General features: G+C 71.1%; 29 protein-coding genes. 18 read left to right on the top strand and 11 right to left on the bottom strand.

Going from position 1 to position 22,956, the window contains the following annotated elements; genetic code table 11:
- Positions 1-29: 29 nt before the first annotated feature.
- Positions 30-659 (bottom strand): LysE family translocator, encoded by a 630-nt coding sequence (locus ACZ66S_RS20635; RefSeq protein ID WP_469902931.1) that lies wholly within the window; start codon positions 657-659, stop codon positions 30-32.
- 66 nt (positions 660-725) lie between these two features.
- On the opposite strand from ACZ66S_RS20635, the gene ACZ66S_RS20640 reads away from it, so the two are divergent.
- Positions 726-1,967: a DUF2786 domain-containing protein gene (locus tag ACZ66S_RS20640; RefSeq protein WP_469902932.1), complete on the top strand. Its 1,242-nt coding sequence runs from the start codon at positions 726-728 to the stop codon at positions 1,965-1,967.
- On the opposite strand, the gene ACZ66S_RS20645 is transcribed toward ACZ66S_RS20640, so the two are convergent.
- The 4 genes from ACZ66S_RS20645 to rpmB all read right to left on the bottom strand — a co-directional run bounded on the left by ACZ66S_RS20645 (position 1,948) and on the right by rpmB (position 3,790).
- Positions 1,948-2,487 (bottom strand): DUF4232 domain-containing protein, encoded by a 540-nt coding sequence (locus tag ACZ66S_RS20645; RefSeq protein WP_469902933.1) that lies wholly within the window; start codon positions 2,485-2,487, stop codon positions 1,948-1,950. The genes ACZ66S_RS20640 and ACZ66S_RS20645 overlap by 20 nt on opposite strands.
- Before the next feature lie 182 nt (positions 2,488-2,669).
- Positions 2,670-3,161: a hypothetical protein gene (locus tag ACZ66S_RS20650; RefSeq protein ID WP_469902934.1), complete on the bottom strand. Its 492-nt coding sequence runs from the start codon at positions 3,159-3,161 to the stop codon at positions 2,670-2,672.
- 65 nt (positions 3,162-3,226) lie between these two features.
- Positions 3,227-3,532, bottom strand: coding sequence for a 30S ribosomal protein S14 (gene rpsN, locus ACZ66S_RS20655; RefSeq protein WP_469902935.1), 306 nt, complete (start codon positions 3,530-3,532; stop codon positions 3,227-3,229).
- 21 nt (positions 3,533-3,553) lie between these two features.
- A complete protein-coding gene (rpmB, locus tag ACZ66S_RS20660; protein ID WP_053850665.1) occupies positions 3,554-3,790 on the bottom strand; it encodes a 50S ribosomal protein L28 in 237 nt (78 codons plus the stop codon).
- A gap of 62 nt (positions 3,791-3,852) precedes the next feature.
- On the opposite strand from rpmB, the gene rpmG reads away from it, so the two are divergent.
- The 8 genes from rpmG (at position 3,853) to ACZ66S_RS20700 (ending at position 7,344) form a co-directional block, all read left to right on the top strand.
- Positions 3,853-4,017 (top strand): 50S ribosomal protein L33, encoded by a 165-nt coding sequence (gene rpmG, locus ACZ66S_RS20665; RefSeq protein ID WP_015658813.1) that lies wholly within the window; start codon positions 3,853-3,855, stop codon positions 4,015-4,017.
- Between the two features lie 2 nt (positions 4,018-4,019).
- On the top strand, positions 4,020-4,268 hold the full coding sequence (locus tag ACZ66S_RS20670; protein ID WP_469902936.1) for a type B 50S ribosomal protein L31: 249 nt from the start codon (positions 4,020-4,022) through the stop codon (positions 4,266-4,268).
- Positions 4,268-5,446 carry a CobW family GTP-binding protein gene (locus tag ACZ66S_RS20675; RefSeq protein ID WP_469902937.1) on the top strand — a complete coding sequence of 393 codons (1,179 nt, stop codon included), beginning with the start codon at positions 4,268-4,270 and terminating at the stop codon, positions 5,444-5,446. The genes ACZ66S_RS20670 and ACZ66S_RS20675 overlap by 1 nt, the downstream gene beginning before the upstream one ends.
- Entirely contained in the window at positions 5,446-5,679 is a 234-nt protein-coding gene (gene rpsR / locus ACZ66S_RS20680) for a 30S ribosomal protein S18 (RefSeq protein WP_469902938.1), read from the top strand. The genes ACZ66S_RS20675 and rpsR overlap by 1 nt, the downstream gene beginning before the upstream one ends.
- A 65-nt stretch (positions 5,680-5,744) precedes the next feature.
- Entirely contained in the window at positions 5,745-6,116 is a 372-nt protein-coding gene (locus ACZ66S_RS20685; RefSeq protein WP_469902939.1) for a VOC family protein, read from the top strand.
- A 10-nt stretch (positions 6,117-6,126) separates the two neighbouring features.
- Complete coding sequence (locus ACZ66S_RS20690; protein WP_469902940.1) at positions 6,127-6,495, top strand: ArsR/SmtB family transcription factor; 369 nt, start codon at positions 6,127-6,129, stop codon at positions 6,493-6,495.
- Positions 6,492-6,953, top strand: coding sequence for an SRPBCC family protein (locus tag ACZ66S_RS20695; protein ID WP_469902941.1), 462 nt, complete (start codon positions 6,492-6,494; stop codon positions 6,951-6,953). Before ACZ66S_RS20690 ends, ACZ66S_RS20695 begins: the two co-directional genes overlap by 4 nt.
- Before the next feature lie 148 nt (positions 6,954-7,101).
- Positions 7,102-7,344 (top strand): DUF397 domain-containing protein, encoded by a 243-nt coding sequence (locus ACZ66S_RS20700; protein ID WP_031042736.1) that lies wholly within the window; start codon positions 7,102-7,104, stop codon positions 7,342-7,344.
- A gap of 88 nt (positions 7,345-7,432) precedes the next feature.
- Here the strand turns inward: ACZ66S_RS20700 and ACZ66S_RS20705 are convergent, their stop codons facing one another.
- Positions 7,433-7,933: an ATP-binding protein gene (locus ACZ66S_RS20705; RefSeq protein WP_469902942.1), complete on the bottom strand. Its 501-nt coding sequence runs from the start codon at positions 7,931-7,933 to the stop codon at positions 7,433-7,435.
- Between the two features lie 365 nt (positions 7,934-8,298).
- On the opposite strand from ACZ66S_RS20705, the gene ACZ66S_RS20710 reads away from it, so the two are divergent.
- The 6 genes from ACZ66S_RS20710 to ACZ66S_RS20735 all read left to right on the top strand — a co-directional run bounded on the left by ACZ66S_RS20710 (position 8,299) and on the right by ACZ66S_RS20735 (position 13,818).
- Positions 8,299-9,123 (top strand): helix-turn-helix domain-containing protein, encoded by an 825-nt coding sequence (locus tag ACZ66S_RS20710; protein ID WP_469903040.1) that lies wholly within the window; start codon positions 8,299-8,301, stop codon positions 9,121-9,123.
- A 112-nt stretch (positions 9,124-9,235) separates the two neighbouring features.
- Positions 9,236-10,696 carry an aldehyde dehydrogenase family protein gene (locus ACZ66S_RS20715; RefSeq protein WP_469902943.1) on the top strand — a complete coding sequence of 487 codons (1,461 nt, stop codon included), beginning with the start codon at positions 9,236-9,238 and terminating at the stop codon, positions 10,694-10,696.
- Between the two features lie 115 nt (positions 10,697-10,811).
- The gene (locus tag ACZ66S_RS20720; protein WP_469902944.1) at positions 10,812-11,348 is read left to right on the top strand and encodes a DinB family protein; all 537 of its coding nucleotides are present in this window, start codon (positions 10,812-10,814) and stop codon (positions 11,346-11,348) included.
- A 21-nt stretch (positions 11,349-11,369) separates the two neighbouring features.
- Positions 11,370-12,011: a PadR family transcriptional regulator gene (locus ACZ66S_RS20725; RefSeq protein WP_469902945.1), complete on the top strand. Its 642-nt coding sequence runs from the start codon at positions 11,370-11,372 to the stop codon at positions 12,009-12,011.
- An 86-nt stretch (positions 12,012-12,097) separates the two neighbouring features.
- Positions 12,098-13,060, top strand: coding sequence for an ATP-binding cassette domain-containing protein (locus ACZ66S_RS20730; protein ID WP_469902946.1), 963 nt, complete (start codon positions 12,098-12,100; stop codon positions 13,058-13,060).
- Positions 13,057-13,818 carry an ABC transporter permease gene (locus tag ACZ66S_RS20735; RefSeq protein ID WP_469902947.1) on the top strand — a complete coding sequence of 254 codons (762 nt, stop codon included), beginning with the start codon at positions 13,057-13,059 and terminating at the stop codon, positions 13,816-13,818. The genes ACZ66S_RS20730 and ACZ66S_RS20735 overlap by 4 nt, the downstream gene beginning before the upstream one ends.
- A 63-nt stretch (positions 13,819-13,881) precedes the next feature.
- On the opposite strand, the gene ACZ66S_RS20740 is transcribed toward ACZ66S_RS20735, so the two are convergent.
- Positions 13,882-15,288, bottom strand: a complete 1,407-nt coding sequence (locus ACZ66S_RS20740; RefSeq protein WP_469902948.1) for a glutamate decarboxylase — start codon at positions 15,286-15,288, stop codon at positions 13,882-13,884.
- A gap of 30 nt (positions 15,289-15,318) precedes the next feature.
- Positions 15,319-16,602 carry an ion channel protein gene (locus tag ACZ66S_RS20745; RefSeq protein ID WP_469902949.1) on the bottom strand — a complete coding sequence of 428 codons (1,284 nt, stop codon included), beginning with the start codon at positions 16,600-16,602 and terminating at the stop codon, positions 15,319-15,321.
- Positions 16,603-16,719: 117 nt separating this feature from the next.
- Here ACZ66S_RS20745 and ACZ66S_RS20750 point away from each other — a divergent pair, with 117 nt between their 5' ends.
- Positions 16,720-17,490: a MerR family transcriptional regulator gene (locus tag ACZ66S_RS20750; protein ID WP_469902950.1), complete on the top strand. Its 771-nt coding sequence runs from the start codon at positions 16,720-16,722 to the stop codon at positions 17,488-17,490.
- A gap of 16 nt (positions 17,491-17,506) precedes the next feature.
- On the opposite strand, the gene ACZ66S_RS20755 is transcribed toward ACZ66S_RS20750, so the two are convergent.
- A complete protein-coding gene (locus ACZ66S_RS20755; RefSeq protein ID WP_356595182.1) occupies positions 17,507-17,872 on the bottom strand; it encodes a YbjQ family protein in 366 nt (121 codons plus the stop codon).
- A 133-nt stretch (positions 17,873-18,005) separates the two neighbouring features.
- On the opposite strand from ACZ66S_RS20755, the gene ACZ66S_RS20760 reads away from it, so the two are divergent.
- Positions 18,006-18,932, top strand: coding sequence for a DedA family protein (locus ACZ66S_RS20760; RefSeq protein WP_469902951.1), 927 nt, complete (start codon positions 18,006-18,008; stop codon positions 18,930-18,932).
- A 37-nt stretch (positions 18,933-18,969) separates the two neighbouring features.
- On the opposite strand, the gene ACZ66S_RS20765 is transcribed toward ACZ66S_RS20760, so the two are convergent.
- Both ACZ66S_RS20765 and ACZ66S_RS20770 read right to left on the bottom strand, forming a co-directional pair.
- Positions 18,970-20,637 carry a threonine/serine exporter family protein gene (locus tag ACZ66S_RS20765; protein WP_469902952.1) on the bottom strand — a complete coding sequence of 556 codons (1,668 nt, stop codon included), beginning with the start codon at positions 20,635-20,637 and terminating at the stop codon, positions 18,970-18,972.
- Between the two features lie 101 nt (positions 20,638-20,738).
- Positions 20,739-21,230, bottom strand: a complete 492-nt coding sequence (locus tag ACZ66S_RS20770) for an inorganic diphosphatase (RefSeq protein WP_007383738.1) — start codon at positions 21,228-21,230, stop codon at positions 20,739-20,741.
- A gap of 79 nt (positions 21,231-21,309) precedes the next feature.
- Between ACZ66S_RS20770 and dacB the strand changes: the two genes are divergently transcribed.
- A complete protein-coding gene (gene dacB, locus ACZ66S_RS20775; protein ID WP_469902953.1) occupies positions 21,310-22,947 on the top strand; it encodes a D-alanyl-D-alanine carboxypeptidase/D-alanyl-D-alanine endopeptidase in 1,638 nt (545 codons plus the stop codon).
- Positions 22,948-22,956 lie beyond the last annotated feature (9 nt).

Genomic DNA, 22,956 nt, shown 5'->3' on the forward strand with positions numbered 1-22,956 from the left:
TGTCAACCAGAGGTTGCCTCTCCTCTCGCCTACTTCGGTGAGGCCGCCAGCCGTACGGCGAGCCCCGTGAACACCGTCCCCGACACGATGTTCATCCACCGGTTCACGCGCGCACTGCGCCGAAGAACGTCCCCGAGCCGCCCCGCGAGCAGCCCCACACCGCCGTCCCAGAGGAACCCCATGACCACGAGCGTGGTCCCGAGCAGCAGCAACTGCCCCGGGACGTGCCCGAGCGACGGGTTCACGAACTGCGGCAGGAACGCCACGTTGAAGAGGATCACCTTGGGGTTGAGCAGATTGGTGACGGCACCCTGCCAGAAGGCCCGCCGCATCCCCGTCCCGCCGCCGCTCTCCCCGCTCTCGCCCGGCACCGACCGGTCCCGGAACGCCTTCACCGCCAGCCAGAGCAGATAGGCCGCGCCGACCCAGCGCAGCACGTGGTACAGCGTCGGCAGCATGTTGAACAGTGCCGACAGCCCGAGCGCCGCCGCCACCGTGTGCACGAGCATGGCGCAGGCCACGCCGAACGCGGCCATCACCCCGGCGGCGGGCCCGCCCCGCCCGCCCATCGCCACGATGAACATCATGTCGGGGCCGGGGGTGACGCAGAGCGCGAAGGCGGCGACCAGAAACGCCGCGTACAGAGACATGTCCACCATGCGGCCATGCTCGAAGCGGCACGCGCGCGTGGGCGACCGATTTTCGAGGAGTGAGACGATCGCCCCGTGAGCAGGAGCACGAGCAGGAGCAGTGGCAAGAGCGGCAGCAGGAGCGGCAGCAGCGGCGGCAAGGGCAGCGCCACGAACAGTGGCCGGCGCGGCACCAAGGACACCGACCCGACCGCCACCGTCGACCGCGCCCTCCACGCCGCCCTCTACACCGACGACGACACCGCCCTGGACACCGGCGCCTCCCTCCTCGCCGCCGACCCCGCCACGGACGCCGAACTGGCCCGGCGCGGTGCGGAGTTCGTCGCGCAGGCCTGGCGGCGCGGCTGGCAGCCCGCTGACGTCGTACGGATCGTGCGCCGTGAACTGGACGACGCCCATGTGCGCCTCGCCGCCGCCCTGATCCGCGCGCAGGCCCCCGACGACGGCCCGCGCGGACCCCGCTGGACCGCCCAGCTCGCCCAGCTCGCCCAGTTGGAGGAGCCCGGCGAGGACACCGCCCGCCCCGACCGCTTCACGCACGCCACCGCCGTACTGGAGGTGTACCGCCTGCTGCTGCGCCTGCCGGGGCTGGAGCCGCTGGAGGACCCCCGGCGGGAGCACGGGGGGCACAAGGGCGACGCCCGCATGCTCGGCCGTATCCGTGCCCTGCTCGCCAAGGCGGAGGCGACCGGCTTTCCCGAGGAGGCGGAGGCGCTCACCGCGAAGGCGCAGGAGCTGATGGCGCGGCACAGTGTCGACGAGGCGCTGCTCGACGCCCGGGCGCCCGCCAAGGACGCCCCCGGCGCCTGCCGGATCGGGGTCGAGCCGCCGTACGAGCAGGCGAAGGCGGTGCTCCTCGACGCGGTCGCCACGGCCAACCACTGCCGGGCCGTGTGGAACGAACCGTTCGCGTTCTCCACGGTCGTCGGCTTCGAGGGCGACCTGGCGTCGGTCGAACTCCTGTACACCTCACTGCTCGTGCAGGCGCAGTCCGCGATGGCGAAGGCGGAGGCGGCCCAACGGGCGGGCGGCCGCAAGCGCACCAAGACCTTCCGGCAGTCCTTCCTCGCGGCCTACGCCCACCGCGTCGGCGACCGCCTGCGGGCCGCCGCCGAGGCCCCGGTGACCGATGACCTGCTGCCGGTGCTCGCGTCCCGCGAGGTCGCCGTCACCGACCGCGTGGAGCGGATGTTCCCGCGGACCACGACGACCCGGCTGCGCGGTGTCAGCGACGAGGCGGGCTGGACCGAGGGCGCCCGGGCGGCCGACCGGGCGCAGGTCGGCAACCGGCCCCGGCTCAGTCACCGGCCTGAGTGAAGGCGCCGACGGAGGCGGTCGGGTCGGTGGCCTTGCCGTCCTTGCCCTGAACCGGCCCGTACGACCACTTGAAGCTCTTACGGGTGTCCGCTCCCGGCAGGCCGATCTCCAGCGTCGTCACGTCGAGGCTCGCCTCGGCGTCGGCCTCGCCGCGCGTGTACGTGAGGGTGAAGGTGGCGGCCGTGCCCTTGGCCAGGGTCAGCTTCGTGGCCGTGGAGCCCTCCGCGGGCGCGAGACTCGCCGAGGAGTCCCCGGCGTGCAGGTCGACGCCGGGGAAGCCGTCCAGCGTGCAGTCGGCGCTCTGGTTGGTGAGCGTGACGGGGATGTTGCCGGTGTCCCCGGCGGCGGGGGCCACGTTGGCGGGGCCGACCTCCACGTCCATGGCGCCGATCCGGCACGTGGTGCCGTTGCTCGGGCTCGCGGTGGCCTTGTCAGCGCCGGAGCTGTCGCTGTCGCCGGAACAGCCGGTCAGGAGCAGGGCCGCGGCGAAGGCGGTGACGGCGAGGGGGGCGGCGCGCATGTGAAGTCCTCTGATGTGAGCGATCCGGTGCATGGATCATCACGCATCCCCCCACCCCACGGTCGCCCACCCCCCACCCGACACCCGCCACCCCACCCAGACCCCGAGCATCGACGTCGTACGTTCCCCCCGGAGCGGCATGGCGCCATCCTGCCCCGAGCGCTACGCCCCCGCCCTCACCCCTACGACCCCAGCCCCGCCGTCGGCAACCCACTCGGGAGCCCGGTTCCCTCGGCCCGGGTGTACGTCTCCGTGCCGACCGTGCCCGACCACTTCACCTTGAGCTTGGTTCTGCTCACCGACTCGACCGTCCCCTCGCCCCGGTCCGTGTTGCCGTCCGCGCACTTGAGGCGGATCGTGCTCGCGCTCGCGCTGCCGCTGCACACCGTGCCGCCGGTGGCGAACAGCCCGGCCTGGTCGCCGTTGACCAGGAGGGCCACCGCCTTGCCGCCGGTGGTGGCCAGCCAGCTCCCCGCGACCTCGCCGGACGCCGAGGACGACGTACCGCCGGTGGTGGGGGCGTCGGAGGACGGCGTGGACGCGCTGGGGCTGGGCGACGCGTCGTCGTCCGAGCCCCCGCCGCAAGCGGTCAGGACGAGCACGCCCACCAGCCCCGCGGCGGCGAGGCCGGCCCGTCGACCCGACACAGTGCGCGAGAAGATCGCCGAAGTCACTGGAAGCTCCCGAGGTGTAGGTCGGCCGGACGACCGCAGCAAGCTACCAGCACCGCCCGTGAGGGCTACCAGGACGATTTGCGGACACCGGGCAGATGTCCCGCGTGCGCGTGCTCGCGCAGCCCCACCCGGGACAGCCCGAAGGCCCGGAAGTAGCCGCGCGGCCGCCCGTCCACCTGGTCCCGGTTACGCACGCGCGTGGCGCTCGCGTCCCGCGGCTGCCGCCGCAACTCCGCCTGGGCGGCGAGCCGTTCGGCGTCCGTGGAGGACGGCCTGCGGATGATCTCCTTCAGCTCGGCCCGCCGTACGGCGTACCGCGCGACGACCTCCTGGCGCTTCTCGTTCTTCGCGATCTTGCTCTTCTTCGCCATGCCGGTTCTCCCCTCGAATCCTCAGACCCGCACACCGCGCGCGCGGATCCGCGCCACGGCCGCCTCGACGCCGATCGAGTCGACGGTCCTGATCCCCTTGGTGCTCAGCCGCAGCCGCACATGACGGCCCTCGCTCGGCAGCCAGTAGCGCTTGGACTGGATGTTGGGGTCGAAGCGCCGCGAGGTGCGCCGGTGGGAGTGGGAGATGCGGTTGCCGAAGCCGGGCTGTGCGCCGGTCAGCATGCAGTGGGCGGACACGGGTGATGCACCTCTCTCGAAGCGGTTGTGTAAATGGAATTCATTTTCAGTAAGATAGCAGCATGGCACGCAACGAACTCCGCCCTGTCATCAAGCTCCGGTCCACCGCCGGGACCGGCTTCACCTATGTGACCCGCAAGAACCGCCGCAACGACCCGGACCGCATGACCCTGCGCAAGTACGACCCGGTCGCCGGCCGCCACGTCGACTTCCGAGAGGAGCGCTGACCGTGCGCGAGGGAATCCACCCGTCCTACGGCCCCGTGGTCTTCCGTGACCGTGCCGCGAACCACGCCTTCCTCACCCGCTCGACGGTGACGAGCGAGAAGACGATCGAGTGGGAGGACGGCCGCACCTACCCGGTCGTGGACGTCGAGATCTCGAACGTCAGCCATCCCTTCTACACCGGCACCGCCCGCGTCCTGGACACCGCGGGCCGCGTGGAGCGCTTCGAGCGCCGGTACGGAAAGAAGGACTGATGCTCTCCGTCGTGATCGTCGGCGGGCTGCACGCCGACGCGCGCAAGGCGGCCGTCCGCCAGTTGCTCGCCGACGTGCCGGGCAGTGTCGTGCTCCACCACGACCTGGCCACGGCCGCGGCCGGCACCGTCGTGCGGACGATCCGCGACGCCACCGGCATCGTGTCCGCAGCCGAGGCACCCCTGGTCAACGACTGCGCGTGCTGCGCGCTCCGGGACGACCTGGTCCCGGAGCTGCGCCGCCTGGACGCGGCCGGGACGCTGCGCCTCGCGGTCGTCGAGCTGTGGGACTCCGTCGAGCCCAAGGCGATGGCCGAGGTGGTCGCGGCCGGCGGCCTCACCGTCACCGGCGTGATCACCGCGGTCGACCCGGCCCTCGTCCTGCCCTGCCTGGGCAACGGCGACGACCTCGCCGACCGTGGCCTCGCCGCCGCGGCCACCGACCAGCGCACGGTGGCCGACACCTTCGCCCGCCAGCTCGAGTACGCCCCCGTCCTCGCCGTACTCGACTCCCCGGAGGCCGACGAGGAGGACCACGAACTCCTCGCCCAGCTCCACCCGACGGCCCGCCAGGTGCCCGTCCGCGACGTCGAGCCGACCGACGGGGCGGGCACCCGGTACCCGGTACGGCCTTCCGCGCACTCGGCCCTGGCCCGCGCCGCCCTCGCCGGGTTCGACGTGGAGTCCGCCGCGGCCGCCCAGCATCCCGCCTGCGCCCTGCTGCCCGCCGAGGCCGACGCGCACGGCGTCGCCACCCTCGTCTGGCACCGCCGCCGGCCCTTCCACCCGGAGCGGCTGTACGAGGCGCTGGAGGACATCACCTGCGCGGCCGCCCGCAGCCGGGGCCGGTTCTGGCTCGCCGACAAGCCGGACGTGCTCCTGCACTGGGACGCGGCCGGCGGCGCCCTGTGCGTGGAGAGCGCGGGTCCGTGGCTGGCCTCGCTCCCGGACGCGGCCTGGGACATGGTCCCGCCGGTGCGCCGGGCGGCCGCCGCGCTGGACTGGCACCCGGAGCACGGCGACTGCTGCCAGCACCTCGTCTTCACCTCGCCCGGCCTCGACCGCGACGGACTCGAACGGCTCCTGGAGTCCTGCCTGCTCACCGACGCCGAGTACGCCGCCGGCCGCGACGCCTGGAAACGCCTCCCGCCCGCCTTCGACACCCTCCTGGAGGTCTGATGCCTCGCAAGCCCGAGCGCAAGCCCGTCAAGAACCGGCCCAACCCGCTGGACGCGGCCAGGATCACCTACATCGACTACAAGGACACCGACCTGCTGCGGAAGTTCGTCTCGGACCGCGGCAAGATCCGCAGCCGCCGCGTCACACGGGTGTCGGCCCAGCAGCAACGACAGCTCGCCCGTGCCATCAAGAACGCCCGCGAGATGGCACTGCTGCCGTACTCCAGCAGGTGAAGCTATATAGGTAGGCGATTCCCTACGGTTGACGCGTAGGGAATCTCCTACCTATTCTCCTGGGCATGGCCATCACGCACGCCTCCTTCGTCACCCTCCCCGTCTCCGACCAGGACCGCGCCCTGCGCTTCTACACCGACGTCCTCGGTCTGACCGTCAGAGCCGACCGGGACCTGCCCCAGGGGCGCTGGCTCCAGGTGGCCCCGGAGGGCGCGCAGACCGTCCTCACGCTCTCCGGTCCGGGCATGGGCGGCTTCGAGCCCGGCTCGGCCCGGGGGATCATGTTGGTCACGACCGACGTCGACGCGGACTGCGCGCGCCTCGCGGAGGCCGGGACCCCCGTGCAGGGGCCCGACGACCTCCCGTGGGGCCGCATGGCCTCCTTCACGGACCCCGACGGCAACGGTCTGATGCTGCTGACGGAGGCACACCAGTAGGAAGGCCGGCATGACCGCACCGGGAGCCGTCGAGGCCGGGACCACCGAGGCCGACGCGGACCGCGTCTTCGCCGCGCTCGCGAGCGCCGTACGCCGCGAGGTGCTGCGGCTGCTGCGCGACGGCGGCCCCCAGCACGTCCAGGCCCTGGCCGACCACTTCGACATGCGGCGCCCGAGCCTGTCCGAGCACCTGCGCGTGCTGCGCGAGGCCGGCCTGGTCTCCGAGCAGCGCTCGGGCCGGCAGCGCATCTACCGGCTGGAGGCGGCCCCGCTCGCCGAGGTGCAGGACTGGCTCCATCCGTACGAGCGGTTCTGGCGCGGCCGGCTGAAGGACCTGGGCGCCCTGCTCGACCGCATGCCCGACGATGACGTGACATGAGCAACGCACCCGACGACGACCTCACGGTCATCCGCGTCGACCAGTTCTTCCCGCACCCGCCCGCCAAGGTCTGGCGCGCCCTCACCGAGCCCGAGCTGCTCGTGCAGTGGCAGATGCAAGGGGCGGAGGCGTTCCGGCTGGAGGTCGGACACCGGTACACCATGACCTCGGTCCCGCGGCCGAACTCCACCTTCTCCGGCACCGTCGAGGTGGAGGTCCTCGCCTACGAGCCGCAGCGGATGCTCAGCCTCCGGTGGACCGACGCCGACCCGGCCAACTCCGCGGACTGGACCGTGACATGGAAGGTGGAACAGGAAGGGCGCGGCACGCGTCTCTTCCTAGTGCACGAGGGATTCGATCCCGACGACCCCGCTCAGCTCATGGCCCGGACGATCATGGGCGGGGGCTGGCGGACGCATGTGATGCGGGCGCTGGGGCAGACGATGGAACGCATGTAGCGGCCCACTCGTCACATCTGTAACCGCAGGAACACCCCTCGTGCACGTGCATCTGCTCATGCATCTGCACGTGAACAGAGCTATGATCCGGACTAGTTGACCGCTGCATCATTGGCCACAAGGCCACCGCACCACCGGGGAGCGACCTGTGGACCTCGACGTGTACAACGGCATGACGGCCACGGATCTGCGCGGGGTGGCCTGGCAGAAGAGCAGGCACAGCAACTCGCAGGGTTCCTGCGTGGAGTTCGCCCGCCTGCCGGACGGGGGAGTTGCGGTTCGCAACTCCCGCTTCCCGGACGGTCCCGCGCTCGTCTACACCCGCGCGGAGATCGAGGCCATGCTCCTCGGCATCAAGGACGGCGAGTTCGACCACCTCATCGCGGGTTGATCCCCCTCGCCCCCGTGACCCGCGGTGATCGTGATCGCGTGTGGAGTAACGCGCGTAGAACCGCGGCGTCGTAAAACGCCGCGGTGTCTCACTCGGCGGACGCCGTGGCCGGACCCGCGTGCGGCCGGAGCCGGAACAGCGCCCAGACCACCTTGCCGCCCAGCGTCCCCGCCATAGGGTGCCACCCCCAGCTATCGCTGAAGGAGTCGACGAGGAACAGCCCGCGCCCCGACTCCGCGGAGAAGTCCTCGGAGTCGCGTGCCACCGGACTCTCCTGGCTGGGATCGCGCACCGCGCACACCAGTCGCCCCGTCCACCGCATCAAGTGCAGCCGCACGGGCGGGTTCTGCTCGGCGGAGTGCACGCCGTGGGCCGGCATCGCGTGCCGCAGCGCGTTGGTGACCAGTTCGGACACGACGAGGCAGATGTCGTCGAAGTGGTCGCTCAGCTCCCACTGGTCGAGCGTTCTGCGGGTGAACCTCCGTGCGTCGCCCACCGCTTCGTAGCGGGCGGGCAGGGAACAGGAGGCGGCGTCGGACACGGCCGCGGGATCCAGCGGCGGAAGGCCCTGCCGTAACGGCTCGAGCATGGTCGATCCATTCATCCCCATGCGAGGCACTCCCGGGAACTCGCGGTCGTTGCGATGCAGCGGTTGCGCGGGACCATGGTTTCGGATGAGCGATGCAGATGCAAGGTGCAGATGCACGTGCAGGTGACCGAATTGGCCCTACCCGTACCGCTTGTTGGCCATTTTTTCCGCCATCTTCTCCTCTGTTTCTTGCCTCTTCCTCCCCACTGTCTGTCCCAGCCCTGTGCAGAAACTTTGGCTTCTTTCCATATCTGTAATCGGACGAGTACTGCTCGGAGTGTTTTAGTGGCAGACTTCGGCCCCTGAAGACGTTGGGGAGGCTGGCGAACGTGAGCGCGGGAGAGCCCGGATCGGTGGTGCGGCGGATGCTGCTCGGCTCGCAACTCAGGCGACTGCGTGAGGCACGGGGCATCACGCGCGAGGCGGCGGGCTACTCGATCCGCGCGTCCGAGTCGAAGATCAGCCGGATGGAGTTGGGCCGGGTGAGCTTCAAGACGCGTGACGTGGAAGACCTGTTGACGCTGTACGGCATCACGGACGAGCAGGAGCGGGCCTCGCTCCTCTCCCTCGCCCGGGAGGCCAACGTCGCGGGGTGGTGGCACAGTTACTCCGACGTCCTGCCGACCTGGTTTCCCACCTATGTGGGCCTGGAGGGCGCCGCCTCCCTCATCCGCGTCTACGAGGTCCAGTTCATTCACGGCCTGTTGCAGACCGAGGCGTATGCACGTGCAGTGGTGCGGCGCGGTATGCAGGGCGCGAGCGAGGCGGACGTCGAGAAGCGGGTGGCGCTGCGTCTGGAGCGGCAGAAGTACCTGGCCGACGACAGTGGTCCCGAGTTCCATGTGGTGCTCGACGAGGCGTCCCTGCGCCGCCCGTACGGCGACCGCCAGGTGATGCGCGGACAGCTCCAGCACCTCATCGACGTCTCCGAGCGCCCCAACGTACGGCTTCAGGTCATGCCGTTCGGCTTCGGCGGGCACTCCGGCGAGAGCGGCGCCTTCACGATCCTCAGCTTCACCGAGTCCGACCTGACGGACGTCGTCTACCTGGAGCAGCTCACCAGTGCGCTCTACCTGGACAAGCGCGAGGACGTCACGCAGTACGAGAAGGCGATGAAGGAGCTCCAGCAGGACAGCCCGGGCCCGGACGAGAGCCGGGACCTTCTGCGAGGTCTCCTCCAACTCTCCTAGGGTTCTCCCCATAAGATTGCTCAGCGTGCCCAACTGGCGTGTCGCGCACGTACGATGACGTGTGATCAGACCGTGACGTTGATCGTGTGTCTGCTAGTGATTTGGGGATCACATGTCGTCGTACTTCACCGACCTGGCCCAGCAGTACATCGACGGTGAGTGGCGCCCGGGCACGGGCTCCTGGGACATCATCGACTTCAACCCGTACGACGCCGAGAAGCTGGCGTCGATCACGATAGCCACGGTGGACGAGGTCGACGAGGCGTACCAGGCCGCCGCCCGAGCGCAGAAGGCGTGGGCCGAGACCAACCCCTACGCCCGCCGCACGGTGTTCGAGAAGGCGCTCCGGCTGATCGAGGAGCGCGAGGAGGAGATCTCCGAGGCGATCATCGCGGAGCTCGGCGGCACCCGCCTCAAGGCCGCCTTCGAACTCCACCTCGCCAAGGAGTTCCTGCGCGAGGCGGTCAACCTCTCGCTGCGCCCCGAGGGCAGGATCATCCCCTCCCCGGTGGACGGCAAGGAGAACCGCGTCTACCGCGTGCCGGTCGGTGTCGTCGGTGTGATCAGCCCCTTCAACTTCCCCTTCCTGCTGTCGATCAAGTCGGTCGCCCCCGCGCTCGCGCTCGGCAACGCCGTCGTGCTCAAGCCGCACCAGAACACGCCGATCGTCGGTGGCTCCCTGGTCGCGAAGATCTTCGAGGACGCGGGACTGCCCGGCGGTCTGCTCAACGTCGTGATCACCGACATCGCCGAGATCGGTGACGCCTTCCTGGAGCACCCCGTCCCGAAGGTCATCTCCTTCACCGGCTCCGACAAGGTCGGCCGCCACGTGGCCACCGTCTGCGCCGCCAACTTCAAGCGCTCGGTCCTCGAACTGGGCGGCAACAGCGCCCTGGTGGTCCTCGACGACGCCGACCTCGACTACGCGGTCGACGCCGCCGTCTTCAGCCGGTACGTCCACCAGGGCCAGGTCTGCATGGCCGCCAACCGCGTCCTGGTCGACCGCGCGGTCGCCGAGGAGTTCACCGAGAAGTTCGTCGCCAAGGTGCGGACGCTGAAGACCGGCGACCCGCGCGACCCCGGGACGGTCATCGGCCCGGTCATCAACTCCTCGCAGGCGGACGCCATCACGGGCGCCGTCGAGCAGGCGATCGCCGACGGCGCGACCGCGCTGGTCCACGGCACCGCGACGGACAACCTGGTGGAGCCCTCCGTCCTCACGGACCTGCCCGCGGACTCGCCGCTCCTCAAGCAGGAGCTCTTCGGCCCGGTCGCCCTCCTTGTCACCTTCGACGGCGAGGAGGAGGCCGTCCGCCTGGTCAACGACACCCCGTACGGCCTCAGCGGCGCCGTCCACACCGCGGACATCGAGCGCGGGGTCGCCTTCGCCAAGCAGATCGACACCGGCATGTTCCACGTCAACGACGGCACCGTCCACGACGAGCCGATCGTCCCCTTCGGCGGCGAGAAGCACTCCGGCATCGGCCGCCTGAACGGCGACACCATGCTGGACTCCTTCACCACCACCAAGTGGATCTCCGTCCAGCACGGCCGGAGCCGCTTCCCGTTCTGACGTCCCGGGTACGACGGCCGCTCACGGGCCCTTTAGGACCGAACCTGTCCTGAAGGGCCCGTAGCTTCGTGGGTGTCGGGGGGAAGCCCCCCGAGCCCGACGAAAGGCGGCTGTCATGGTCACTCACGTTCCCGCGGAGGAGCACGGCGACGAGCGTGGAGCGCTCCTGTCCTTCCTGGAGGAGCAGCGCGGCGGGATCCGCCGGGCGGTGCTCGGGCTGACGGACGAGCAGGCGGCCGCCGAACCCAGCGCGAGCGAGCTCTCCCTGGGCGGGCTGGTCAAGCACGTCGCCGAGGTCGAGCAGAGCTGGATCGCCCGTGCCAAGGGCGAGGAGCCGGCCGTGCACCGGGAGCCGTCGAACTGGCACGAGTGCTTCGCCCTGGTCGGCGACGAGACCGTCGCCTCCCAACTGGCGTACTGGGACAAGGTGGCCGCCGAGACGGAGGCGTTCGCCCGCTCGGTGCCGAGCCTGGACGACACCTTCCCGCTGCCGGACCAGCCCTGGTTCCCGCCCGGGGGCCGGGTCTCCGTGCGCTGGGTGCTGCTGCACCTGATCCGCGAGACGGCCCGGCACGCCGGGCACGCCGACATCATCCGCGAGTCCCTGGACGGGAAGACCGCGTTCGAACTGGTGGCGCTCGCCGCGCGGTGAGGAAGCCATAACCTGGACCGCATGTCAACGATCCGTCTCCTCGTGCTCGGCGCGGTGCGCCAGCACGGGCGGGCCCACGGCTACCAGGTGCGCAACGACCTGGAGTACTGGGGCGCGCACGAGTGGTCCAACGCCAAGCCCGGCTCGATCTACCACGCTCTGAAGCAGATGGCGAAGCAGGGGCTGCTGCACGCGCACGAGATCGCGCCCTCCACGGCCGGCGGCCCGCCCCGCACCGAGTACGAGATCACCGACCTGGGCACGGAGGAGTACCTGCGGCTGGTGCGGGAGGCGCTGACCTCCTACGACCAGAAGATGGACATGAAGTCGGCGGCGATCGGCTTCATGGTCGACCTGCCGCGCGCGGAGGCGGTGGCGCTGCTCAAGGAGCGCATCCGGCGCATCGAGGAGTGGCGCTCCGCGGTCACCGAGCACTACGTCCCCGAGGACGGCCCGCAGCAGCTCGGGCACATCGGCGAGATCATGAACCTCTGGATCCACACGGCGGACGCCGAGGCCGAGTGGACCCAGGGGCTCATCGCCCGTATCGAGGACGGGGCGTACACCTTCGCGGGGGAGGGCGACCCGTTCGTGGGCGTCCTCGCCGAGGGCGAGGAGAACCCGTACGCGACGGGGGAGCGGCATCCCGAGGACGTCAGCTAATCAAGTTTGACGAGTGCGATCCGTGGCAGTACTTTGGACAGGTAGTCAAGTTTGACTACGTCCTGAGCCCCTGGGGAGGGTGCCCGATGACCGACGTGACCGACGTGATCGTCGCGAAAGGCCTGCGGAAGCGGTACGGCGACAAGGCCGCCCTGGACGGGCTCGACCTGAGGGTCGCGAGCGGCAGCGTCCACGGCGTCCTCGGCCCCAACGGCGCGGGCAAGACGACCCTGGTCCGCGTCCTGTCCACCCTGCTGCGCCCGGACGGGGGCCGCGCCGAGGTGGCGGGCCACGATGTCGAGCGCGCCGCCTACGACGTACGGCTGCGCATCGGTCTGCTCGGCCAGCACGCGGCCCTCGACGAGGAGCTCGGCGGCCGCCAGAACCTGGAGATGTTCGGCCGCCTCCACCACCTGGGCGCCCGCCGCGCGCGCGTGCGCGCGGACGAGCTCCTGGAGCGCTTCGGCCTCGCCGACACCGGCCGCAAGGCGGTCCGCGCCTACAGCGGCGGCATGCGGCGCCGGCTGGACCTCGCCGCCTCCCTGATTCGCGACCCGCAGGTGCTGTTCCTGGACGAACCCACGACCGGCCTCGACCCGCGCGGCCGTGCCGAGGTGTGGGCCGCGGTCCGCTCCCTGGTCGGTGGCGGCACGACGGTCCTGCTGACCACGCAGTACCTGGAGGAGGCCGACCAGCTCGCCGACCGGATCTCCCTCGTCGACGGCGGCCGGGTCGTCGCCGACGGCACCCCGGACGAGCTGAAGGCGCGCATCGGGGGCGACCGCATCGACGTGGTCCTGCGGGACGCGGGCCAACTGGGCGCGGCGCTGGCCCTGTTGCCCGTGCCCGCCGAGGGCGTCTCCGTCGACTCCGACCGCAGGCTGCTCAGCGCCCCGGTCACCGACCGGATGGCGGCGCTCTCCGAGGTCGTACGGGCCCTGGGGGAGGCCGGGATCGAGGCCGAGGACGTGGCGCTGCGCCGGCCCACCCTGGACGAGGTGTTCCTGCACCTCACCGGCGACGAGAACCGAGTGAAGGAGACCGTGTGAGCACGTACGCGCTGACCGATTCCTGGACCATGACCCGGCGCGAACTCGCCCACTGGGCACGGCAGCCGGTGCAGGTCGTCGTCGGCCTGGCCTTCCCCGTGATGCTGCTGCTGATGTTCGGCCACCTCATCGGCGGCGGCCGCGGTGTCGACGGGGACTACATCGACTACCTGGTCCCCGGGATGCTCGCGCTGACCATGGCGTTCGGGCTGGAGGCGACGATGATCGCCGTCACCCAGGATCTCAACAAGGGGGTGATCGACCGCTTCCGCGCCATGCCGATGGCCAACGGGGCGGTACTGGTGGGCCGTTCGGCCGCCGACATGCTCCAGTCCGTGCTGAGCCTGGCCGCGATGCTCGGTGTCGGGTACGCCATCGGCTGGCGGCCGCAGGGGGGCTTCGCCGGACTCCTCTCAGCGGTGGGCCTGTTGCTCCTGTTCCGCTTCGCCATGCTCTGGATCGGCATCCACCTGGCGATGGTCGCCGGGAAGCCGGAGATGGTGCAGGCCGTGCAGATCCTGATCTGGCCGGTCGGCTTCCTCTCCAACGCGTTCGCGACCCCCGACTCCATGCCGGGCTGGCTGGGCACGGTCGTCGAATGGAACCCCCTGTCCCGGACGGCGACGGCCGTCCGCGACCAACTGGGCGGCCCCGGCGGCGAACCGGGGCACGTGTGGGCGGCGGTGCTGTGGCCCCTGGTGCTGCTGACGGTGTTCTTCCCGCTGGCGGTCCGCAGGTTCAGCCGACTGAGCCGCTAGACCACCGGGCGCGGGCGTCAGGGGCCCGGTACCGGGGGCCGGGAGTCGGCGGTCCGGCGGAGCCTAGTGGTGGAAGCCCGTCGCCGCGCTCTTGTCCCTCGTCGACGGGTGCGACTGGCGGCGCAGTTCGGGCAGCAGGCTCTCCAGGTCCTCGACGAACAGTGCGGCGAGGTCGGACGAGAAGCCGTTGCGGCACACCACCCTCAGCACCGACAGGTCCTCGCGGTTGGGCGGGAAGGTGTACGCCGGCACCAGCCAGCCCCGCTCGCGCAGCCGCCGGGACACGTCGAAGACGTCGTACGCCTGGATGTCGGGGGCCGTGGTGAACGCGAACACCGGGAGTTCGTCGCCGCGGGTCAGCAGCCGGAAGTCGCCGAGCGCCTCCACGCGGTCGGCGACCCCCCGGGCCACGTCCCGGGTGGACTGCTGCACGGCCCGGTAGCCCTCCCGGCCCAGCCGCAGGAAGGTGTAGTACTGCGCGACGACCTGCGCCCCGGGCCGGGAGAAGTTCAGCGCGAAGGTGGGCATGTCGCCGCCCAGGTAGTTCACGCGGAACACGAGCTCCTCGGGCAGGGCCTCCTTGTCCCGCCACAGCGCCCAGCCGACACCGGGGTAGACGAGGCCGTACTTGTGTCCCGAGGTGTTGATCGACGCCACGCGCGGGAGCCGGAAGTCCCACACCAGGTCCTCGTCGAGGAAGGGCGCGACCATGGCCCCGGAGGCCCCGTCGACGTGCACGGGGATGTCCAGGCCGGTGCGCTCCTGGAGGGCGTCCAGGGCGGCGCACAGGTCCGCGATCGGCTCGTAGGAGCCGTCGAAGGTGGAGCCGAGGATGCCCACCACCCCGATGGTGTTCTCGTCGCACAGCTCGGCGGCGGCCTGCGGGTCGAGGTGGTAGCGGTCGCCCTCCATGGGCACCAGGCGGGCCTCCACCTCCCAGAAGTTGCAGAACTTCTCCCAGCAGACCTGGACGTTGACCCCCATGACCAGGTTGGGCCGCGCCCCCGGGTACCGGTCGGCGTTGCGCTGCGCCCAGCGCCGCTTCAGCGCCATGCCCGCGAGCATGCACGCCTCGCTGGAGCCGGTCGTCGAACAGCCCACCGCCGCCGAGGGATCCGGCGCGTTCCACAGGTCGGCGAGCATCGCCACGCAGCGCCGCTCCAGCTCGGCGGTGCGCGGGTACTCGTCCTTGTCGATCATGTTCTTGTCCCGGCACTCGCCCATCAGGACCCCGGCCTGCGGCTCCATCCAGGTGGTGACGAAGGTGGCGAGGTTCAGCCGGGAGTTGCCGTCGAGCATCAGCTCGTCGTGGACCACCTGGTAGGCGGTCGACGGCGGCAGGGGAGCGGCGGGCAACCGGTGCTTGGGCGGGGCCTCGGTCATCCCGCCGACCGGGTCGGCCTCGCCGTAGAAGGGATTGACGGACAACGGACGCTCGTCCGGCTTCTCGGGACCTTTGTGCAGTGGCATGGGTGTGCCTCCTGAAGGGATCAACGTCGGTCAGCGGACCGGGGTTCCGTCCGCGCGCAACTGCATCTGCGGCCGCCCCGTCACCAGCAGCCAGGCCGGCAGCGAGGCGATGCACAGCAGCGCGAGGATCGCGGGCGAGGCCACCAGGACGGCGGCGGTGAACAGACTCACCCAGGCCTGCCGGGTGACGGCGAGCAACACGCCCAGCACCCCGGCCGCCACGCCGAGGGCCAGGTGGACGGAGTCCACGAGCGCGTGGGCGCACATTCCGAAGGCGACGCCGACGAACACGGCCGGGAAGATCCGCCCGCCCCGGAAGCCGCAGGAGGCCGCGACGAGCAGCGCCGCCAGCTTCACCACCGCCATCGTGGCGAACTGTCCGGCCGACCAGCCCGTCGGATCGGCCGCCAGCTCGCCGATCTCGTCGAGCCCCTTGAAGAGCGTCAGATGGCCGCCCACGGCCGCGAGCAGCCCCAGGACGAGCCCGCCGACGGGCAGGGTCAGCATCGGGTGCCGCAGCCGCGCGAACGCGCCGTGGACGTACGGGAAGGCGAGCACGGCCGCCATGCCGAGCAGCGCGGCGGCCGACGCGATCACCAGGACTGCCAGCAGATCGCCCCAGCCGGGCTCCCCGAACGGGGGCAGATGCAGGTCGAAGCTCGGGTGGGCCAGCAGGGTGGTCGTCAGCGCGCCGGTCGCGGCCGCCAGCAGCGGCCCGAAGACGCTGTCCCACAGCGCGCCCCTGAGCTGCCGTCCGGCCAGCGCCTCGGAGATCACCAGCGCCGCGGCCACCGGCGTCCCGAACAGCGCGCCGATCGTCGCCGCCTCCGCCAGCGCCGGCCACAGCCCGCCCGGCATCCGCGGGATGAACCGGCGCCCCAGCCAGAAGGCGAGCCCCACGTTCACCGCGATGATCGGGTTCTCGGGCCCCAGGCTCGGCCCGCCCGCGAGCATCAGCGCGGTCGCCAGGAGCAGCCCCGGCAGCACGGCGGGCGGCAGCACGGGTGCGTCCAGACCGGTGGTCGCCGGGTCGGGACCGGCGTGCCCGGGCACCTTCCACACCACCAGCCCCACGGCGATCCCGGTCGCGGTGAGCATGACCAGCATCCACAGCACGGAGTACCGGCCCACCCCAAGCGCGTCCGGAAGGTTGCGCCACAGCACGTGCTGGAGCTGCTCGGCCGCCGCGCTCACCCCGAGGAACAGCAGGCTCGCGCCCACCCCGACCGCGAGAGCGGGGAGGATCAGGGGCAGCAGGGCGCGCGCCGGGGTCGCCGGGGCGGCGGTCGCCTGCTGCGCGGTGTCCTGGGCCACGGGCTCACGATATGCGGACATAACGGACGTGACATCCGGAGGCGTCCGTGCCGGGCTTGCACCTCACGCGACGTGAGGAGCCACCGTGGAGCGCGTACCGAGAAGGGAGCGGACGAAGTGAGCTACTCCGTGGGACAGGTCGCGGGCTTCGCCGGCGTCACGGTGCGCACGCTGCACCACTACGACGACATCGGCCTGCTCGTGCCCAGCGAGCGCAGCCACGCGGGCCACCGGCGCTACAGCGACGGCGACCTCGACCGGTTGCAGCAGATCCTGTTCTACCGCGAGCTCGGCTTCCCGCTCGACGAGGTCGCCGCCCTGCTCGACGATCAGGCCACCGGAAAAGCGGACCCGCGCGCGCACCTGCGCCGCCAGCACGAACTGCTGACCGCCCGGATCGAGAAGCTCCAGAAGATGGCGACGGCCGTGGAGCACGCCATGGAGGCACGCACGATGGGCATCAACCTGACTCCGGAGGAACGCTTCGAGGTCTTCGGCGACAAGGACCCGGAGCAGTACGCCGAGGAGGCGGAACAGCGCTGGGGCGGCACCGCGGCGTACGCCGAGTCGCAGCGCCGGGCCGCGAACTACACCAAGGACGACTGGCGGCGCATGCAGGCCGAGGTCGCCGACTGGGGCGAGCGCTACGACGCCCTGATGGCAGCCGGTGACACCCCGACCTCGCCCGCGGCCATGGACATGGCGGAGGAGCACCGGCAGCACATCTGCGGCTGGTTCTACGACTGCCCGTACGACATGCACCAGTGCCTGGCCGAGATGTACGTGTCGGACGAGCGCTTCAAGGCGTTCTACGACTCCATGCGCCCCGGTCTCGCCGAGCACCTCAGGGACGCGATCAGGGCGAACGCGGCCCGGCACACCGCCTAGAGCGCCTGACCCGGGGCTACTCCCGGGTCAGGACCACCGCCGTGCCGTAGGCGCACACCTCCGTGCCGACGTCCGCCGCCTCGGTCACGTCGAAGCGGAACATCAGCACGGCGTTCGCCCCGCGCGCGCGTGCCTGCTCCACGAGCCGTTCCATGGCCTGGTTGCGGGTCTGCACCAGCGTCTTCGTGAGCCCTCTGAGCTCACCGCCGATCATCGACTTCAGACCCGCACCGATCTGGCTGCCCAGGTGCCGGGAGCGCACGGTCAGCCCGAAGACCTCGCCCAGCACCTCCTGCACCCGGTGACCGGGTACGTCGTTCGTGGTCACCACGAGCACGTCCGGCCGGGGCTCCTGGCCGCCGCCGTATTCGTCAATACCCATGGCTCACAGCTTTGTCCCAGACGGCGCACAGTGCATCCTGGGGACCCCCATGGAACCTGGGCCACCATGGCTGCGTTGATACTTGAGGGCAGCCAGTCCCAGCCCGATCCCCACACGCAGGAGCCACAATCCCGTGACCACGCTCGCGCTCGGCCCCGAGTGGCTCAGCCCCGACTATCTGATCGAGACGTTCAGCCTCCCCGGAATCCTGCTGATCGTCTTCGCCGAGTCGGGTCTCTTCGCGTTCCTGCCGGGCGACTCCCTGCTGTTCACGGCGGGTCTCTTCGTGGCCGAGGGGAACTTCATCAGCCAGCCCCTGTGGCTGGTGTGCGCGCTCATCGTGCTGGCCGCCGTCCTCGGCGACCAGGTCGGCTACATGATCGGGAAGTTCTTCGGGCCGCGGCTCTTCAGCCGCCCCAACTCCAAGCTCTTCAAGCAGGAGAACCTGGAGAAGGCCCACGAGTTCATGGAGAAGTTCGGCCCCAAGGCCATCGTGCTGGCCCGCTTCGTGCCGATCGTGCGGACCTTCGCCCCCATCGTGGCGGGCGCCGGCCGGATGAAGTACCGCACCTTCCTGACGTACAACGTCATCGGCGGCGTGGCCTGGGGCACCGGCGTCACCCTCGCCGGCTACTGGCTCGGCCAGATCGACGCCATCAAGAAGAACGTCGAGGCGATCCTCGTCCTGATCGTCCTGGTCTCGGTGGTCCCGATCATCATCGAGTACCTGCGCGAGCGCTCCAAGAAGAAGAAGGCGGCGGCGCAGACCCCGCCCCAGCAGCAGTACCAGCCGATGGACGACGCGACGACCCAGCTCCGCCGCATCCCCTCCGAGGACGAGCACCGCCAGCCCCCGCAGCAGCAGCACAACGGCTACGACGAGTACTACGGCCAGCAGCCCCAGCCCCAACAGCAGCCCCAGCAACAGCAGCCCTACGCCCAGCAGTACCCGCAGGGCTACGGCAACCAGCAGTACGGCGGCCAGAACCAGCAGTACGGCCAGCCGAACCAGCAGTACGGGCAGCAGAACCAGCAGAACCCCTACAACCAGGGGTACTGACAACCAGGCGTACCGAGAGCCGCCGGCCGGGCGCGCGTCAGAAGCCGCGCGTCCTCTTGGCGGCCCGCCGCTTCCCGGCCCCGCCGACCCTCAGGAACAGCCGGGAGATCTCGGACCCCAGGTTGACCCCGATGGCGATGGCCATCGCCAGGGCCGCCGCCTTCGACAGGGACACCAGCCCCCCGTCGACCTTGCTCCCGGCGATCGACAGCAGCCCGAAGTACGTGGCCGAGCCCGGCAGCAGGGGCCCGATCGCCGCGGTCGTGTACGGCAGCGCGGAGGCGAACCGGTACCGCGACAGCAACTGCCCGAACAGCCCGACCAGCCCCGCCGCCACGGCCGTGGAGGCGACCGGGGAGAACTCGCCGGTGTAGTGCATCGCGCCGTACACGCACCACGCGACACCGCCGTTCAGGGTCACGGCCAGCACGGTGGACCGCTCCTGCTGCAACAGCACCGCGAAGGTCAGCGACAGCAGCATCGACGCCGCGATCTGCCACAGCGGCCGCGACTCCGTCGACAGCGCCTCGTCGGGGTTGAGGTGCGCCCCGAGCTGCACCCCGACGTAGAGCATCACCAGCACGCCCACCACGATCCCCACGAAGAAGTACATGACCTCCAGGAGCCGGGCCGAGGCGGTGATGTAGAAGCCCGTCAGGCCGTCCTGCACACCCGCCACCAGCGCCCGCCCGGGCAGCAGCGCGAACAGCCCACCGGTGATGACCGCGGACGCCTTCACGTCCGCATGGGCCAGCGTGAGCGCGACCCCCATCGCGGCGGGCGGCATCGCGGCGACCGCGAACTGGTAGAACTCCGGCAGCCCGCGCCCCGCGCACAGCCACGCCAGCCGGTCGCCGAGCATCGCGCCCACCATGGCCGCGACGAACACCAGCAGGCCACCGCCGACCAGCACGGAGGCCGCGCCCGCGAGCAGCCCGCTCGCCGAGGTGAGCACCCAGGTCGGGTACGGGTGCCGGTTGCGGCGGATCTCCGCGAGCCGCCGGTAGGCCTCCTCCAGGGAGATCGCCGTCTCGGGGTCGCTGAGGTCGTCCACGAGCCGGAAGACGGCCGCGAGCCGGGTGTAGTCGGTACCGCGCCGCCGCACGGTCCTGGAGGCCGTCACGGGGTCCTCCACGAGCGACGGCTGGTACGAGATCGACAGCAGCGTGAACGTGACGTTCGGCTCGCAGCGGTCCAGGCCGTAGGACCGGCAGACCGCGAACATCGCCGCCTCCACGTCCTCGGCGCCCTCACCGCCCGCGAGCAGCAGCTCGCCGATGCGCAGGGTCAGGTCGAGCACGCGCGGGACGGCCGGGCCGGTGTCGTCCTCGGACTTCTGCACCGGTTCCGGCGCGGGCCGCTCGGCCACCGGCATCCGCAGCATCGTGCGCATCCGGTCCTGCCAGGGCAGGTCCTTGGTGAGACTGACCACCGGCATGCCGCTCGCCGGGGTGAACGCGGGCGGGGCGTCCTTCGCGCTGTACGTACGGGGCGTGTTGAACGCCGACCCCTCCGGCTCGGCGGCCCCCGGCTGCGGGACCTCCAGCCCCTCCGGGACCGCGAACTCCGACGTGGTCTCCGACTCGCCGCCGACGGATCTCGGCACCGCGAGCCCGTCAGGAACGGCGAACTCGGACGTGATCTCGGAGTCGTAGAAACTCCTGGCCTCGTCCGACTGCGGCTTGCGGTGCTCCGCCTCCGTCACTCCGTAACGCTCCCTGAACGACACATTCCGTAAGCCTCAGTATGCGCGGGCACACGAACGGGCCGCACGCGTGCGCGTGCGGCCCGTCCGTGACACGGGGCTCAGTGGCCGCCCTGGTCCTTGAAGCGCTTGTAGGACCGCTCGATCTCGGCCTCGGCGTCGACACGGCCGACCCAGTCGGCGCCCTCGACGGACTTGCCGGGCTCCAGGTCCTTGTAGACCTCGAAGAAGTGCTGGATCTCCAGGCGGTCGAACTCGGAGACGTGGTGGATGTCGCGCAGGTGCTCCACGCGCGGGTCCGTCGCCGGGACGCACAGCAGCTTGTCGTCGCCGCCGGCCTCGTCCGTCATGCGGAACATGCCGATCGCACGGCACTTGATGAGGCAGCCCGGGAACGTCGGCTCGTCGAGGATGACCAGCGCGTCCAGCGGGTCGCCGTCCTCGCCGAGGGTGTTCTCGACGAAGCCGTAGTCGGTCGGGTAGGCGGTCGAGGTGAAGAGTCGACGGTCCAGGCGGATCCGACCGGTCTCGTGGTCCACCTCGTACTTGTTCCGCGAACCCTTCGGGATCTCGATCGTGACGTCGAACTCCACCGGTGACTCCTCCATGATCAACACATAGTTCTGGTGGTTAAGTGTCCCTCACGCAGGTGTGTGATCGCGAAAGGGGCTGGTGGTCGTGCCTGAACTGAGGCCTTGGCGGGCCGCGAGACCGCATGCGGTGCGGGTCGCGAACGCCGTACGACCGCGTCTGGCGCGCGCCGCGGACGCCGTCCGTCCAGGACTGACCCGGGCCACGGACAGCGTGCGGCCGTATCTCGCACGGACCGCCGCCGCTGTGAAACCGCAGGTCACACGGGTTGCCGGGATGGCCCGGCCGAAGACCGTCAAGACCTGGCAGTACACCGCCGGCGCCGCCGGCGCGGGTCTCGCGCTGGCCGCCACCGTGGCGACCGCCGCCGGTCCGTGGGACTCCTCGGGTCAGCGTACGGCCGAGCGGGACCGGGCGGTCGCCCTCGAACGGACGGGTGGCACAGATCACGAAGGCCACGCCGGTACGTCGGCCGCCGGACCCCGCCCCGCCCCGAGCGCCCCCTCCGTGCTCGCCGCACTGGGCGGCTCCGCCCCCACCGTGAAGTCCGCCCCCACCGGAGCGGCCCTGGCCGCCGTCCTGCGCCCGCTCCTCGGCAGCACCGCCCTCGGCACCCGCCACACGGCGGCCGTCGTGGACGTCGCCAGCGGCAAACGCCTCTACGGCACCGACGCCGGCACCGCCCTGACCCCCGCCTCCACCACCAAGATCGCCACCGCGGTCGCCGCCCTGTCCGCCCTCGGCGCCGACCACCGCCTCACCACGCGCACGGCCCTGGAACCCGACACCAATGAGCTCGTCCTCGTCGGCGGCGGCGACCCCACGCTCACCGCCCGCAAGGACGCCGACAACTGGGCGAGCCTGCGCGAGCTGGCGGCGAAGACCGCCGCCGCCCTCAAGAAGCGCGACCTCACCACCGTCACGCTCTCCTACGACAAGACCCTCTACGCGGGCCCCGAGATCCACCCGATCGGGGTCAACGACAACCTCGCCCCCGTCACCGCCCTGATGGTGGACGAGGCCCGCACCGACGACTCCGCCAGCGGTCCCGTCGCGCGCGTGAGCGACCCGGCGGCGGACGCCACCCGCACCTTCGCGCGGTTCCTCGCCGACCACGGCATCAGGACGACCTCCCCCGGCCCCTCCAAGGCCACCGGCCGCGCCCAGGACCTCGCCGAGGTCTCCTCACCGCCCCTGTCCACCCTCGTCGAACGCATGCTGACCAACAGCGACAACGACATCGCCGAGGCCCTCGCCCGCCAGACCGCGATCGCGGACGGGCAGCGCGCCGACTTCGACGGCGGCGGCGACGCCATCCACGACCGGCTGGCGAAACTCGGACTCCCGCTCGCCGGCGCCGACTTCCACGACGGCAGCGGCCTCGACCGCACCGACCGGCTCAGCGCGAACCTTCTCACCTCCCTGCTGGTGAAGGCGGGCGACCCCGGCCACCCGGAGCTGCGCCCCGTCCTGACCGGCCTCCCGGTGGCCGGCTTCACCGGAACCCTGACCAGTCGTTACACCGACGGCGCCGCAGGCGTCGTACGGGCCAAGACCGGCACCCTGACCGGGGTCAACACCCTGGCCGGGACGGTCGTCGACCAGGACGGGCGGCTGCTGGCCTTCGCGTTCCTGACCTCGGACACCACGGACCCGGCGGCCGCCCAGAGCGCGCTCGACCGGACCGTCTCGGCGCTGGCCGCCTGCGGCTGCGGCTGACCCGGCGTC

It is taken from the genome of Streptomyces sp. NPDC107471, assembly GCF_055582845.1.

What these genes read in the sequence shown, in the direction of transcription:
- ACZ66S_RS20635 (WP_469902931.1), bottom strand. Translation starts at nt 659, where the DNA reads ATGGTGGACATGTCTCTGTACGCGGCGTTTCTGGTCGCCGCCTTCGCG.
- ACZ66S_RS20645 (WP_469902933.1), bottom strand. Translation starts at nt 2,487, where the DNA reads ATGCGCGCCGCCCCCCTCGCCGTCACCGCCTTCGCCGCGGCCCTGCTC.
- rpsN (WP_469902935.1), bottom strand. Translation starts at nt 3,532, where the DNA reads ATGGCGAAGAAGAGCAAGATCGCGAAGAACGAGAAGCGCCAGGAGGTC.
- rpmG (WP_015658813.1), top strand. Translation starts at nt 3,853, where the DNA reads ATGGCACGCAACGAACTCCGCCCTGTCATCAAGCTCCGGTCCACCGCC.
- ACZ66S_RS20675 (WP_469902937.1), top strand. Translation starts at nt 4,268, where the DNA reads ATGCTCTCCGTCGTGATCGTCGGCGGGCTGCACGCCGACGCGCGCAAG.
- rpsR (WP_469902938.1), top strand. Translation starts at nt 5,446, where the DNA reads ATGCCTCGCAAGCCCGAGCGCAAGCCCGTCAAGAACCGGCCCAACCCG.
- ACZ66S_RS20685 (WP_469902939.1), top strand. Translation starts at nt 5,745, where the DNA reads ATGGCCATCACGCACGCCTCCTTCGTCACCCTCCCCGTCTCCGACCAG.
- ACZ66S_RS20690 (WP_469902940.1), top strand. Translation starts at nt 6,127, where the DNA reads ATGACCGCACCGGGAGCCGTCGAGGCCGGGACCACCGAGGCCGACGCG.
- ACZ66S_RS20695 (WP_469902941.1), top strand. Translation starts at nt 6,492, where the DNA reads ATGAGCAACGCACCCGACGACGACCTCACGGTCATCCGCGTCGACCAG.
- ACZ66S_RS20705 (WP_469902942.1), bottom strand. Translation starts at nt 7,933, where the DNA reads ATGCTCGAGCCGTTACGGCAGGGCCTTCCGCCGCTGGATCCCGCGGCC.
- ACZ66S_RS20710 (WP_469903040.1), top strand. Translation starts at nt 8,299, where the DNA reads ATGCTGCTCGGCTCGCAACTCAGGCGACTGCGTGAGGCACGGGGCATC.
- ACZ66S_RS20715 (WP_469902943.1), top strand. Translation starts at nt 9,236, where the DNA reads ATGTCGTCGTACTTCACCGACCTGGCCCAGCAGTACATCGACGGTGAG.
- ACZ66S_RS20720 (WP_469902944.1), top strand. Translation starts at nt 10,812, where the DNA reads ATGGTCACTCACGTTCCCGCGGAGGAGCACGGCGACGAGCGTGGAGCG.
- ACZ66S_RS20725 (WP_469902945.1), top strand. Translation starts at nt 11,370, where the DNA reads ATGTCAACGATCCGTCTCCTCGTGCTCGGCGCGGTGCGCCAGCACGGG.
- ACZ66S_RS20730 (WP_469902946.1), top strand. Translation starts at nt 12,098, where the DNA reads ATGACCGACGTGACCGACGTGATCGTCGCGAAAGGCCTGCGGAAGCGG.
- ACZ66S_RS20740 (WP_469902948.1), bottom strand. Translation starts at nt 15,288, where the DNA reads ATGCCACTGCACAAAGGTCCCGAGAAGCCGGACGAGCGTCCGTTGTCC.
- ACZ66S_RS20755 (WP_356595182.1), bottom strand. Translation starts at nt 17,872, where the DNA reads ATGGGTATTGACGAATACGGCGGCGGCCAGGAGCCCCGGCCGGACGTG.